Annotated in this window: 12 protein-coding genes and 1 riboswitch; of the genes, 4 read left to right on the top strand and 8 right to left on the bottom strand. The window is 70.5% G+C overall.

The genetic code is table 11. The features are described from left to right. On the bottom strand, window positions 1-1069 hold a 1069-nt coding region (locus tag FZN60_RS29025), incomplete at its 3' end, for a methyl-accepting chemotaxis protein (protein WP_246727014.1). A 123-nt stretch (window positions 1070-1192) separates the two neighbouring features. Next, on the bottom strand, window positions 1193-2170 hold the full coding sequence (locus FZN60_RS20310) for a mechanosensitive ion channel domain-containing protein (protein ID WP_158875329.1): 978 nt from the start codon (window positions 2168-2170) through the stop codon (window positions 1193-1195). Between the two features lie 271 nt (window positions 2171-2441). Here FZN60_RS20310 and leuB point away from each other — a divergent pair, with 271 nt between their 5' ends. The 4 genes from leuB to FZN60_RS20290 all read left to right on the top strand — a co-directional run bounded on the left by leuB (window position 2442) and on the right by FZN60_RS20290 (window position 7583). Continuing rightward, entirely contained in the window at window positions 2442-3557 is a 1116-nt protein-coding gene (gene leuB, locus FZN60_RS20305; RefSeq protein WP_158875328.1) for a 3-isopropylmalate dehydrogenase, read from the top strand. 379 nt (window positions 3558-3936) lie between these two features. Further along, entirely contained in the window at window positions 3937-4932 is a 996-nt protein-coding gene (locus FZN60_RS20300; RefSeq protein WP_158875327.1) for an iron ABC transporter substrate-binding protein, read from the top strand. A gap of 27 nt (window positions 4933-4959) precedes the next feature. After that, window positions 4960-6531, top strand: coding sequence for an ABC transporter permease (locus tag FZN60_RS20295; protein ID WP_210253429.1), 1572 nt, complete (start codon window positions 4960-4962; stop codon window positions 6529-6531). After that, window positions 6528-7583: an ABC transporter ATP-binding protein gene (locus FZN60_RS20290; protein ID WP_158875326.1), complete on the top strand. Its 1056-nt coding sequence runs from the start codon at window positions 6528-6530 to the stop codon at window positions 7581-7583. The genes FZN60_RS20295 and FZN60_RS20290 overlap by 4 nt, the downstream gene beginning before the upstream one ends. A gap of 4 nt (window positions 7584-7587) precedes the next feature. Here FZN60_RS20290 and FZN60_RS20285 read toward each other — a convergent pair whose 3' ends face one another. The 6 genes from FZN60_RS20285 to flgG form a co-directional block, all read right to left on the bottom strand. Continuing rightward, window positions 7588-7890 (bottom strand): hypothetical protein, encoded by a 303-nt coding sequence (locus FZN60_RS20285; RefSeq protein ID WP_158875325.1) that lies wholly within the window; start codon window positions 7888-7890, stop codon window positions 7588-7590. Window positions 7891-7949: 59 nt separating this feature from the next. Beyond that, window positions 7950-8058, bottom strand: a riboswitch (SAM-I-IV-variant riboswitch). Window positions 8059-8200: 142 nt separating this feature from the next. Beyond that, on the bottom strand, window positions 8201-8920 hold the full coding sequence (locus FZN60_RS20280; RefSeq protein WP_158875324.1) for a flagellar basal body L-ring protein FlgH: 720 nt from the start codon (window positions 8918-8920) through the stop codon (window positions 8201-8203). Beyond that, window positions 8917-9558 (bottom strand): MotE family protein, encoded by a 642-nt coding sequence (locus FZN60_RS20275; RefSeq protein ID WP_158875323.1) that lies wholly within the window; start codon window positions 9556-9558, stop codon window positions 8917-8919. Before FZN60_RS20275 ends, FZN60_RS20280 begins: the two co-directional genes overlap by 4 nt. 2 nt (window positions 9559-9560) lie before the next feature. After that, window positions 9561-10670 carry a flagellar basal body P-ring protein FlgI gene (flgI, locus tag FZN60_RS20270; protein WP_158875344.1) on the bottom strand — a complete coding sequence of 370 codons (1110 nt, stop codon included), beginning with the start codon at window positions 10668-10670 and terminating at the stop codon, window positions 9561-9563. A 94-nt stretch (window positions 10671-10764) separates the two neighbouring features. Next, the gene (gene flgA, locus FZN60_RS20265; RefSeq protein WP_158875322.1) at window positions 10765-11235 is read right to left on the bottom strand and encodes a flagellar basal body P-ring formation chaperone FlgA; all 471 of its coding nucleotides are present in this window, start codon (window positions 11233-11235) and stop codon (window positions 10765-10767) included. A 5-nt stretch (window positions 11236-11240) separates the two neighbouring features. Next, window positions 11241-12023, bottom strand: coding sequence for a flagellar basal-body rod protein FlgG (gene flgG / locus FZN60_RS20260; RefSeq protein WP_158875321.1), 783 nt, complete (start codon window positions 12021-12023; stop codon window positions 11241-11243). Window positions 12024-12073: the final 50 nt, after the last annotated feature.

The following is a 12073-nucleotide window of genomic DNA, read 5'->3' as shown; positions in this document are numbered from 1 at the left end:
CGGTGATCTTCTCGGCGATGGTGCGCATGGCTTCCACCGACTGGGCGACGGCGGTGCCGGTCTTCTCGGCGTTGACGTTCGCCTGGGCGGCGATCTTCTCGGTCTGGGCGGCGTTGTCGGCGTTCTGGCGAACGTTCGCCGTCATCTCCTCGACCGCGGCCGAGGCCTGCTCGGAAGCCGCCGCCTGCTCGGTCGAGCCGGAGGAAAGCTGCTCGGCCGTCTGCGCCGACAGGGCCGAGCCGGAGGCAACCTGGCTCGACGACAGGCGCACCGCGCCGACGACCTGCCGCAGGCGCTCGGTCATGCCGTTCATGGCGTGGAGCACGTCGCCGATCTCGTCCTTGGCATGCACGACGATCGGCTCGGCGATGTCGCCGTCGCCGATCGTCTTCATGCAGAACTGCACGAAGCCGAGCCCCTGGCCGATGCGGCGGGTGACGGCCCAGCCGGCGCTGCCGCCGATGACGAGGGTGAGGACGCAGATGCCGAGCATCTGCCACCAGGCGCTCTCATAGGCCGCCTGCTTGTCCGCGATCGCGGCGGCGGCCGCGGCTTCCTGCGCATCGGTCGCGGTCGAGATCATGTCGACCATCGCCGACATGGCGGGTGCCAGCTGGTCGCGGGCGATCGCCGAAGCCTTGGCGAGGGCGCTCGGATCCGATCCCTTGTGCGCCGCCGTGTACAGGTCGACCGCCGTCTGCGCCTTCGCGCCATAGTCGCGCAGCGCCGCGGCGAGATCCTGCAGGGCGGGCCGCTGGTCCGCGTCGACGCGCGCCTCCAGCCCCGTCACGAGGTCGAGCGCCTTGGCCGCGCGCTCGGTCGCGGTCTGGCTGTAGTCGGTGAACTTCGCATCGTCCTCGATGACGTCCAGCATGTTCACCAGGCGGCCGACATCCGAGATGTAGGCGCGAACCGTCTTCAGCTCGAGCTGGTTGTTCACCGTCTCGCTCGAGAAGGCGACGAAGGAGTCCTGGCTGGCCTTGAGGTTGCTCAGACCGACGGCGGCGGCGAGGCCGTTCAGGACCAGAAGAAGGGCGAAGCCCGCGATGAGCTTGAACTTGATCGACATGGAAACCGAACGACGCGAGGGTTGACGACGACGGTTAGGACGCTATCGAGCGAGCCATAAGCTTTACTTAAGAGCGACTCCGGAGAAGCATAGCCCCCAAACGACCCCCGGGGAAACGGCGCGTCAGGCCGCGGCGTCCTTGCGCTCGCCGTTTGCCGCGGCGCCGCGGGCGGAGCCGTCGCGCAGGCTGCGGGCGATTTCCGCCCAGGCGCGCGACAAGACGGGGGTCGGCGGCGCCGGAGCGACATCCTCCGCCGGGCCCGGCCTCGCCCCCTCCCCGACATGCACTCCCGGCGCGATCAGCGCATCGAGGAACTCCGACGTGATCGCCTGTTCCACGGCCAGCGCGTCCTGGACCAGGCAGTAGGCCATGACGTGGAACTGCATCTTGCCGATCTCGGAGGTGCGCACGGCCAGCTGGAAGCCCGGCCCGGCGATGTCGGCGCCCGCCTTGTTGGTCGCCATGCGGTGGAAGCGCGCCGCGCGCTCGCGGTCGGGCCCGAGCACGCGTTCCGCCGCTGCGCCGAGAAGCGCGAGCGCCGGCCCCGGCGCCACCGGGTGCTCCATGGTCACGACGAAGCGGTGCGGCGCGAAGTGGCGCGGCTGCGCCCCGACCCGGACCGGCCCGGTGAGCAGCACCGAGTTCGGCAGCATCACCACGCGCCCCGTGCCGGCATGCCCGAGATGGGCGGCCGGAAGCTCCATGATCGTCGTCGAGAACAGGCCGTGGTCGATGACCTCGCCGTGGATGCCGTTCATCTCGATGCGGTCGCCGACCTTGAAGAGGTGCCCCGACAGGCGCAGCACGGAGCCGGCGACGCACATGATCAGCTCCTTCGTCGCGACGACCAGCGCCACCATCACGGCGGCGAGCGACAGGACGACGCTCTGGATCTCGCTGATCCACACCGCCAGGAGCGCCAGCGCCAGGACGAGGTCGGCCACGGCCCGGATCGTGAAGCGCCGCCGCCGCGCCAGCGCCAGGTCCTCGCCGCGGCCCGCCAGCCAGACGCCCGCGAAGCGAAGCGCCAGCACGACCGCGGCGATCGAGAGGCTGAGCCAGATGTTGTCGGCGATCCGCGAGGGGATGAAGAAGGGCATGACGGCTCCGACCTGGCCGACGCTCCACGGCGCGGCCTTGGCCCGCGCGCGGCAAGCGCTGCGGGCGGCCGGGGGAGACGTCGGCGGATCCTTGTGCCCATCCGTTCTGCGCCCGCACCGTTAACGCAAGCTTGCCCGATCGTGACCATTTCGGGGCGTTTTCGCGCCGCAATCGTCTTCGTCCCCGCGCTGTTGCCGGTCGACAAGCCGGACGAAACCGCGGAAAAGGGCGCGTTCGAACCCCATCAGCCCGGCCCGGGAGGCCCGACACATGACGACCCGCACCCTTCTTCTCCTGCCCGGCGACGGCATCGGCCCCGAGGCCATGGCGGAAGTGGAGAAGCTGATCGCGATCCTCAACGCGGCCGGCGCGGGCTTCGAGACCGAGCGCGGGCTCGTCGGCGGCAGCGCCTACGACGCGCACGGCGCCGCGATCTCGGAAGACGACATGAAGCGGGCGCTCGCCGCCGACGCCGTGCTGTTCGGCGCGGTGGGCGGGCCGAAGTGGGACACCGTTCCCTACGAGGCCCGCCCCGAGGCCGGCCTCCTGCGCCTGCGCAAGGACCTCGAGCTCTTCGCGAACCTGCGGCCCGCCATCTGTTATCCGGCCCTCGCCGAGGCCTCGTCGCTCAAGCGCGAGCTCGTGGAGGGGCTCGACATCCTGATCCTGCGCGAGCTGACCGGCGGCGTCTACTTCGGCGAGCCGAAGACCATCACCGACCTCGGCAACGGGCAGAAGCGCGCCATCGACACGCAGGTCTACGACACCTACGAGATCGAGCGCATCGCCCGCGTCGGCTTCGAGCTGGCGAAGACGCGCCGGGGCAAGGTGACGTCGATGGAGAAGCGCAACGTCATGAAGTCCGGCGTCCTGTGGAACGAGGTCGTCACGCGCGTCGGCCGCGAGGAATATCCGGACGTGGCTCTCGACCACATGCTGGCCGATGCCGGCGGCATGCAGCTCGTGCGCGCGCCCAAGCAGTTCGACGTCATCGTGACCGACAATCTCTTCGGCGACATGCTCTCCGACGTCGCGGCGATGCTGACGGGCTCGCTCGGCATGCTCCCCTCCGCTTCGCTCGGCGCGCCGGACGCCGCCACGGGCAAGCGCCGCGCGCTCTACGAGCCGGTCCACGGCTCGGCTCCCGACATCGCCGGCCGCGGCCTCGCCAACCCCATCGCCATGGTCGCATCGCTCGCCATGTGCCTGCGCTACTCCTTCGCCATGATCGCGGAGGCCGACGCGCTGGAGCGCGCCGTCGCCGCGGTTCTCGACTCCGGCACGCGCACCGGCGACATCATGGCCCCCGGCTGCCGCCAGGTCGGCACGAGCGAGATGGGCGACGCCATCGCCTCGGCCTTCCAGGCCGAGCTCGACCGCGCCTGATCGGGCGAGCCCGACGCTTCGTCCTTCTCCCCGCCCCGGGGAGAAGGATCCCGGCGGCGGACGAGGGTCGTCGTCCGCCGCCGCTTCTTGCCGGCTTTTTCCAAGCGCTCCGATCAACTCGGCGTGGCCGCGGCGTTCTCCGCGGGTTTTCCCCATCCACAAACGTTGACAGCGCCGGTCCACTTTAATAGTCGGAACGCAAGTTCAACGATGCCTCTTGGAGCATCGGCGAACGGGACGGAAAGTTATTCCACCGTCCGGAATAGTATAGAACCATTCTAAAGAACGAACGATCCAAGTTCTCTCCCGCGCCATCCATGCGGCGCACTCCGTTTTTCGCGGCCTCGGCCGGATCCCTGTCACGCAAGGACCTCGACCCATGTTCAAGCGACCGCTCCTCCTCATCGGCCTCGCCGCCGCTCCGGCCCTTTTCGCCGGCGCAGCGTCCGCGCAGGACCTCACCATCTATTCCGGCCGCGGCGAATCCTTCGTCGCCCCCGTCATCGAGATGTTCGAGAAGGAGTCGGGCAAGGACGTCGAGGTGCGCTACGGCGGCACCGCCGAGCTCGCCACCCTTCTCAAGGAAGAGGGCGCCAACACCCCGGCCGACCTGTTCTGGGCGCAGGACGGCGGCGCGCTGGGCGCGACGGCCGATCTGTTCGAAGTGCTGCCGGCCGAGCTCTCCGCCGCCGAGAACCCGCAGTTCAAGAACGCCGACAACAAGTGGGTCGGCACCAGCGCCCGCGCCCGCGTCCTCGTCTACTCCACCGAGCGCGCGCCCAAGGACCAGCTCCCCGACAGCGTCCTGAAGCTCACCGAGCCGGCCTGGAAGGGCAAGGTCGGCTGGGCGCCGGCCAACGGCTCGTTCCAAGCCTTCGTCACGGCGCTGCGCGTCAAGGAAGGCGAGGAAGCCGCCAAGGCCTGGGTGGACGGCATGGTCGCCAACGGCGCCAAGACCTATCCGAACAACGTGTCGCTGGTTCAGGCCATCGCCGACGGCGAGATCGACGTCGCGCTCGTCAACAACTACTACCTCAACCGCTTCACCCAGCGCGACGCGAAGTTCCCGGTCGCCATGACGTTCTTCAAGAACGGCGACATCGGCAACCTCCTCAACGTCGCCGGCGTCGGCGTTTTGAAGACGAGCGACGCCAAGGAGACGGCGCAGGACTTCGCCGAGTTCCTGCTCACCCCGGCGGTGCAGCAATACTTCACCTCGGCCGGCAACGAGTATCCGGTGATCGCGGGCGTCATCCCGAACCCGAGCCTCGCTCCCGTCGCCGACATCAAGGCCGCCGCGCCCGAGGTGCCGCTCGACCAGCTCTCAGACCTCGAAGGCACGCTGAACCTCCTGCGCTCGGCCAACCTCCTTTAAGGCAAGGAGGGCCGCCAAGGCCCGGCCATGGCAGTCGCCTACGACCCGAGACGTCCCCCGCTCGTCCTGCTCGTCCCGGCGCTCGCCGCCGGGGCGGGCATGCTCGTTCCGCTGGGCTACCTCGTCACCCGCGCCCTCGAGGGCACGGGCGCGGGCGCGGCCGAGCTGATTCTGCGCGCCCGCACGCTCGAGCTTCTCGGCAACACGCTGGCGCTGGTGGCTTGCGTCCTCGCGCTCTCGACGCTGATCGCGCTGCCCCTCGCGCTTCTCGTGACGCGCACCGACCTCGCGCCGCGCCGCGCGATCTCGATCCTCTGCGTCCTGCCGCTCGCCATTCCCGGCTACGTCATGGCCTATGCCCTGATCGGCCTGTCCGGCTATTACGGCTTCCTGAACGCCGCCTTCGGCGTGACGCTGCCGCGCCTCCAGGGGCTCTTCGGCGCGACGCTGGCGCTCTCGCTCTACGTCTTTCCCTACATCTTCCTGAACCTCCGCTCGGCGCTCCTCGGCATGGATCCGAGCCTCGTCGAGGCGGCGCGCTCGCTCGGCCGTTCGCCCTGGCGCACCTTTCGCGACGTGACGCTGCCGCACCTGATGCCGGCGCTGCTGTCCGGCTGGCTCGTCGTCGGCCTCTACGTCATCGGCGACTTCGGCGCCGTCGCGCTCATGCGCTACGAGGTCTTCTCCTACGCGATCTACAACCAGTATGCCGGCGCCTTCGACCGGGTCTACGCCGCCTGGCTGTCGCTGATCCTCGTCGCCCTCACCGTGTCGATCCTCTTCGCGGAAGGGTTCCTGGCGCGCCGGCGCCGCTACGCCCGCACCGGCACGGGCGTCGCGCGCGCCGCAGCGCCGTTCCGCCTCGGCCGCTGGCGTCCCCTCGCCTACGCCTTTCTCGGCTTGGTCTTCGCGGCCTCGATCGGCCTGCCGCTCGCGGTCATCCTCTACTGGATGTCCTTCGGCGGCGAGGCGGTGGATTGGAGCCGGATCGCGGCCGCCGCCGCGCGCACCGCCGCCACGGCCGCGCCGGCCGCGGCGCTCGCCACGCTTCTCGCCCTGCCGGTCGCGCTGTTGTCCGCGCGCTTTTCGTCGCGGCCGATCTGGTTCCTGGAGCGCCTCGCCTATTTCGGCTATGCCGTGCCGCCCCTCCCCTTCGCCCTTGCCATGGTCTTCTTCGCGCTCTCGACCCTGCCGGCCCTTTATCAGACGCTGCCGCTCCTGGTGCTGGCCTACGGCCTGAGCTTCCTGGCGCTGGCGGTCGGGCCGGCGCGCGCGGCGCTTCTCCAGGCGGGCGGGCGCATGGAGGAGGCGGCGCGCTCGCTCGGGCGCTCGGGCGCCGCGGCCTTTCTCGCCGTGACGCTGCCGACCATCTCGCGCAGCCTCGTCGCCGGCTTCCTGCTCGTCTTCATCCTCGTGGTGAAGGAGCTTCCGATCGCCGCGCTCCTCGCGCCGACGGGCTGGACGACCCTGTCGATGAACGTCTTCAGCCGCACCGTCGAGGGACAGCTCTTCGAGGCCGCCCCTTACGCGCTGATCACCGTCGTCTTCTCCAGCCTCTTCGTCGGGCTGATCCTCAGTCACGAAGGCCGCCGCCGATGAACGCCCCGCTCGCATCCTCCATCCAGGCGACGACCGCGCTTCTCACCGTGCGCGCCCTGTCCAAGCGCTTCGGCGACGTGCAGGCGGTGGCGGAAGCCGGCTTCTCGGTCGCGCCCGGCGAGATCTTCGCCCTGATCGGCCCGTCCGGCTGCGGCAAGTCGACGACGCTGCGCATGATCGCCGGCTTCGAGCGCCCGGACGGCGGCGAGATCCTGCTCGGCGGCCGGCGCATCGAGGCCGAGCCGCCGGAAAAGCGCGGCGTCGGCATCGTCTTCCAGGACTACGCGCTGTTTCCCCACCTGTCGGTTCTCGACAACGTCGCCTTCGCGCTGGCCAGGCTGCCGCGCGAGGAGCGTCACGCCAAGGCGCGCCGCTTCATCGCCATGGTCGGCCTCGAAGGCCTCGACGCGCGCTTTCCCGACCAGCTCTCCGGCGGCCAGCAACAGCGCGTGGCGCTCGCCCGGGCGCTGTGCGCCGAGCCGCGGCTGATCCTTCTCGACGAGCCCTTCTCCAACCTCGACGCCAGCCTTCGCGCCGCCACGCGCCGCGAGATCCGCGGGCTCCTGAAGGAGACCGGCATCGGCGCCGTCTTCGTCACGCACGACCAGGAGGAGGCGCTGTCCTTCGCCGACCGGCTCTGCGTCATGAAGAACGGCGTCGTCCAGCAGGTGGGCGAGCCCGAGCGGGTCTATTACCGTCCCTGCAACGCCTTCGTCGCCGGCTTCCTCGGCCGCACCAACATCCTGTCCGGGCGCGTCGCCGCCGGCGCCTCCACCGCCGACACGCCGATCGGGCCGGTCGCCCTCGACCGCCCGGCGAGCGGCGAGGTTCTCCTGTCGATCCGCCCCGAGCACCTTGCCTTGGAGCCGGCGGCGCCCGGCTGCCCGATCGCGCGGGTCGCCGAGCGCGAGTTCAAGGGCCACGACATGACGCTCTGGATCGAATGCGGCGGGAGCCAAGTCCAGATGGACACCGACTTCACCTGCCCCTTCCGCCCCGGCGACAGCGTGCGCCTCGTCGCCCGCTCCGCCGCGACCGTCCTGTCGGATTGACGCCTCAGGCGGCCCGCGCGAGCCGCTCCGCCGGCTCGAAGCCCGGCAGCCGCTCGGCCAGCGCCAGCGCCGGCGCGAGCTGCTCGCCCACCAGCACCGCCAGGAGCCGCACCTCGGCGCGCCCGCGCCGGCCCACCTCCGGCACGAGGCAGAGGTGGGTGAAGACCTCGCCGCCGCCGCGATGCACCGCCGCCGCCACGATGCCCATCCCCGCCCCACGCCCCGTCATCATCGCGCGGCCGAGCACGACGACGCTGTCGGTGGCACGCGAAACGAGCTGGCGGACGGGATCGGAAACGAACGGCACGGCTGAACACCCCGGTTGAACGAAGCAACGGGGCCGAACGCGCTGATCTCGATGGGTCGGGGGCTCCGCTTGGTTGCCTGTCCGGCCGCATCCTCTTCCGAAGAAGAGCGCCACCTTGCCCGGAACGGCAGGTTGGCGTCGGGGCGCGCCCGACTCCTGATGCTGGTTCGCCTCTACTGCAAGCGGCCGTCCGGCGCAAGCGCCGCGATCGACCGTCCCGGCGAAACGGGTGGCGACGACGAAGGGCCGGGCGTCGGTTCCTTCGACGCCCGGCCCTTCGTGGAGATCGTCCGGTCGGTTGAAAGCCGCCTTACCAGGGCATGACCGTGTCGTAGACCTGCTGGCCCCAGCCCGGCTGCTGCGCCTCGGTGAGGCGGCCGCGGCCGCCGTAGGACACGCGCGCTTCGGCGATCTTCTCGTAGGAGATCGTGTTGTCCGGCAGGATGTCGCGCGGCCGGATGATGCCGGCGATCGACAGGACGCGGGTCTCGTAGTTGACCTGCACTTCCTGCTGGCCGGTGATGAAAAGGTTGCCGTTGGGCAGCTTCTGCGTCACCACCGCCGCGACGCGCAGGTCGATCTCTTCCGAGCGCGTCACCTTGCCCTTGCCCTTGGAGGTGGACTTGCCGGTCAGGTCGATGCCGCCGCCGAGCGAGCCGAGGAAGGCGTCGCCGTTGAAGGTCGGCGACCCCTCCAGCGTCGCGCCGATGCCGGACTGGCGCGAGCGCTCCGAATCGTTGTCGAGCGCCGCCTTGTCCTTGATCTTGATCTCGACGGTGACGATGTCGCCGATGGCGAGCGCGCGCGGGTCCTGGAAGAAGTCGGCGCGGGTGTCGGCCCAGAGCGAATGGTTGCCGACGGCCGACGGCGCCGGGAAGGCGGCGGGCTGGACGACGGCCGGGTACTGGTAGAGCCCCGAGCCGACCGGCGAGAGCGGCGGGGCGACGAAGGCGTCGTCCTTCGAGGTCGAGCAGCCGGCGAGCGCCGCGGAGGCGATCAGCGCGAGGAGGGTAACGGGGTTGGATCTCACGTCGCGCTTCCTCCGGCTCGCGTCACGGGCACCGGCTCGGCCGATGCGGCCTTTTCGGCGCGGGCTGCCGCCTCGGGGTCGGCGGTCTTCTGCGCGATGAGCCCGGCGATCTCGGCAGCCGCTTCCGGCTTCATCTCGGCGAGAATCGCGCTCGCCTGTCGCGACTTCAGCTTCGACAGGAGCGCCGCCGCCACGGAGCGGTCGATGCCGGCCATCTGCGTGGCGGCGGCGTCGGGCTTCATCTGGGCATAGATGTCGAGAAGGATCGTGTCGGCGCTGTCGAGAAAGGCGCGCCGCTCCTCCAGCCACTTCTGGTACTCGGCGCGCTTGGCCTCGAGTTCGTCGAGCTTGACGCCGACCTGCGACTCCATGGCCTTGAGTTCGTTGGCCTGCGCCGCGTAGCGCGCATCGCGCGCCTGGTCGGCGATCGAGGTGCAGTAGCGCTCGACCTCGGTCTGCGGCGCGGGCGGCAGCGGCTCGCCGTCCGGCCCGACGAGCCGGACCTCCTGCGGCGGGATTTCGGGCGGAGCCGCCGGAGCGGCCGGCGCCGCCCCTTCCGCCTGCGCGGCGGCCGGCAGGAGAACGAGACAGGCAACGGCCGCGAGGGCCGACGAGCGGAGAAGGGCGATGGTTCGCATGATCACTGCACCACGAGGTCGGCTTGCAGGGCGCCGGCGGACTTGATCGCCTGAAGGATGGCGATGATGCCGGTGGGCTTGAGGCCGATGCGGTTGAGCCCGCGCACGACCGTCTGGAGATCGGTGCCGCCGACGAAGGCGAAGCTCCCGCCCTCCTGCGTGGCGTCGATCACGGTTTCGGAGGTCGCGACCGTCACCCCGTCGGAGAAGGGCGCCGGCTGCGACACGGAGGGCAGCTCGGTCACGCGCACCGTCAGGTTGCCGTGGGTGACGGCGACGGTGGAGATCTGGACGTTCTGCCCGATCACGATCGTGCCGGTGCGCTCGTCGATGACGACGCGGGCGATCTGGTCGGGTGCCACCTTCAGCTCGCCGAGCTCGGCCATGAAGCGCGTCGGCGACACGTTGGCGGGCTTTTCCAGGTGGATGGTGCGCAGGTCCTCCTCGCGCGCCACCGGGCGGCCCCAGCGCTGCTTGGCGTAGAGGTTGATCCGGTCGACGACGCGGATCGCGGTCTCGTAGTCCGGGTTGCGCAGCTCCATCGACAGGCGGCCCGTGTCGTTGAAGTGGCCGGGCACCTCGCGCTCGACGAGGGCGCCGCCGGGAATGCGGCCGGTCGTCGGAACGCCCTGGCTCAGCCGCTCGCTCTCGCCCTCGGCCGAGAAGCCGGTGACGGCGAGCGGTCCCTGGCCGACCGCGTAGATGTCGCCGTCGGCGCCGTAGAGCGGCGTCATGACGAGCGTGCCGCCCATCAGCGAGGACGCGTCGCCGAGCGACGAGACCGACACGTCGATGCGGCTGCCCGCGCCGATGAAGGCCGGCAGCTCGGCGGTGACGATGACGGCCGCGACGTTCTTGGAGCGCGGATCGTTGGCGCGCGTGTTGACGCCCATGCGGTCGAGCATCGACTGCAGCGACTGCTGGGTGAAGGGCGAGTTGCGCAAGCTGTCGCCCGTGCCCTGCAGGCCCACCACGAGGCCGTAGCCGACGAGCTGGTTCTCGCGCACGCCCTGGACGGTGACGATGTCCTTGATGCGCACGGTGCCGGGCACCAGCGAGCGCTTGTCGACGGGCGCGTAGGCGCCGAGCGCGGGCGGCGGGGCGGCCCCCATGCGGGCGCCGCTGCCGGGCGCAAGGTCCGCGGCGGGCGCGGCCTGGAGCCCGGCGAGAAGCGTCGAAACGAGGAGGATGGCGCGCCGGGTCACGTCAGCCGCCGATCTCGACCGAACCGTCGGCCCGGGCGATGCCCGAGACGATGAGGCCCGAATCGACGTTCTTGGCACGGATCGTCTCGCCGTCGCCGGCCGACTGGAGCGACGTGCCGAGGCCCGTGATCACCATGCCGCCCTCGCGATAAACCAGCGTCACTGGCGCGCCGGCCGACACCACGTCGGCGCCCTTCAGATCGGACAGACGGATCGGCTTGCCCGGCAGCAGCGTGCGGCGGGCGACCTTGCCCTCGACCTGGCTCGCGTCGAGCACGTATTCGCCGACCATGTCGGCGTTCACGCGGAAGTCGCGCGGCTGAAGCGGCCGGCCCTCGACGACCTGGCCGGGATAAACGATCGCGCTCGGCACGAGCATGCCGATCTCGTCGGCGGCGGCCGGCGCCGCGAGCGAGGCCAGGCCGATGGCGGCGAGGCCTGCGCGGCAGAGAAGGGATGCCAAGCGGGTCATGACGATCAGCGCAGGCCCTTGGAGACGACGCTCGCCATCTCGTCGGCGGCCTGGATGACCTTGGAGTTCATCTCGTAGGCGCGCTGGGCCGAGATCAGCTCGGAGATTTCCTTCACCGGATCGACGTTGGAGTCTTCGAGATAGGCCTGGCGGATCGTGCCGTAGCCGGGATCGCCGGCGACGCCCACCACCGGCGCGCCGGAAGCGGCGGTCTCGGCGAAGAGGTTGCCGCCCTGCGCGGCGAGGCCGACATCGTTGGCGAAGCTGGCAAGCGTCAGCTGGCCGAGGTTCTGCAGCTCGCCGTTGACCCGCGCGAAGACCTCGCCCGTCTCGTTGATGACGACCTGGGTGGCGTCGATCGGAATGGTGATCGCCGGCTCGACGGCATAGCCGTCCAGCGTCACGAGCTGGCCCGTGTCGCTCTTGTTGAAGGCGCCGTCGCGCGTATAGAGCACCTCGCCGCCCGGCCCGGTCACCTGCAGCCAGCCCTTGCCGACCACGGCGACGTCCAGCTCGTTGCCGGTCTGGTTGAGCGTGCCCTGGATGTGGACGTTGCGGATCGCCGCGGTGCGCACGCCCAGGCCCAGCTGCGCGCCTTCCGGCACCATGCCCTCGCCGCCGCGCGTCGGCACGCCCTGCATCCGCTCGACCTGGTAGAGAAGGTCGGTGAACTCGGCGCGCGCGCGCTTGAAGCCGGTGGTGTTGATGTTCGCGATGTTGTTCGCGACGACTTCGACGTTGAGCTGCTGCGCGCTCATGCCGGTGGCGGCGATGGCCAGGGCCCGCATGTGGATTTCGTCCTTCGGGAAAGGGCCCGCGGCTCAAGCCTGCAGGCACG

Source organism: Antarcticirhabdus aurantiaca, from assembly GCF_009765365.1.
GTDB lineage: Bacteria > Pseudomonadota > Alphaproteobacteria > Rhizobiales > Rhizobiaceae > Antarcticirhabdus > Antarcticirhabdus aurantiaca.
Note: the sequence above shows the minus strand (reverse complement) of the source record. Positions and strands in the feature narration are given on the sequence as shown.

Excerpts from the sequence above, each read along its gene's own strand:
- FZN60_RS20310 (WP_158875329.1), bottom strand. The coding sequence starts at position 2,170 with ATGCCCTTCTTCATCCCCTCGCGGATCGCCGACAACATCTGGCTCAGC.
- leuB (WP_158875328.1), top strand. The coding sequence starts at position 2,442 with ATGACGACCCGCACCCTTCTTCTCCTGCCCGGCGACGGCATCGGCCCC.
- FZN60_RS20300 (WP_158875327.1), top strand. The coding sequence starts at position 3,937 with ATGTTCAAGCGACCGCTCCTCCTCATCGGCCTCGCCGCCGCTCCGGCC.
- FZN60_RS20295 (WP_210253429.1), top strand. The coding sequence starts at position 4,960 with ATGGCAGTCGCCTACGACCCGAGACGTCCCCCGCTCGTCCTGCTCGTC.
- FZN60_RS20290 (WP_158875326.1), top strand. The coding sequence starts at position 6,528 with ATGAACGCCCCGCTCGCATCCTCCATCCAGGCGACGACCGCGCTTCTC.
- FZN60_RS20275 (WP_158875323.1), bottom strand. The coding sequence starts at position 9,558 with ATGCGAACCATCGCCCTTCTCCGCTCGTCGGCCCTCGCGGCCGTTGCC.
- flgI (WP_158875344.1), bottom strand. The coding sequence starts at position 10,670 with ATGGGGGCCGCCCCGCCGCCCGCGCTCGGCGCCTACGCGCCCGTCGAC.
- flgA (WP_158875322.1), bottom strand. The coding sequence starts at position 11,235 with ATGACCCGCTTGGCATCCCTTCTCTGCCGCGCAGGCCTCGCCGCCATC.
- flgG (WP_158875321.1), bottom strand. The coding sequence starts at position 12,023 with ATGCGGGCCCTGGCCATCGCCGCCACCGGCATGAGCGCGCAGCAGCTC.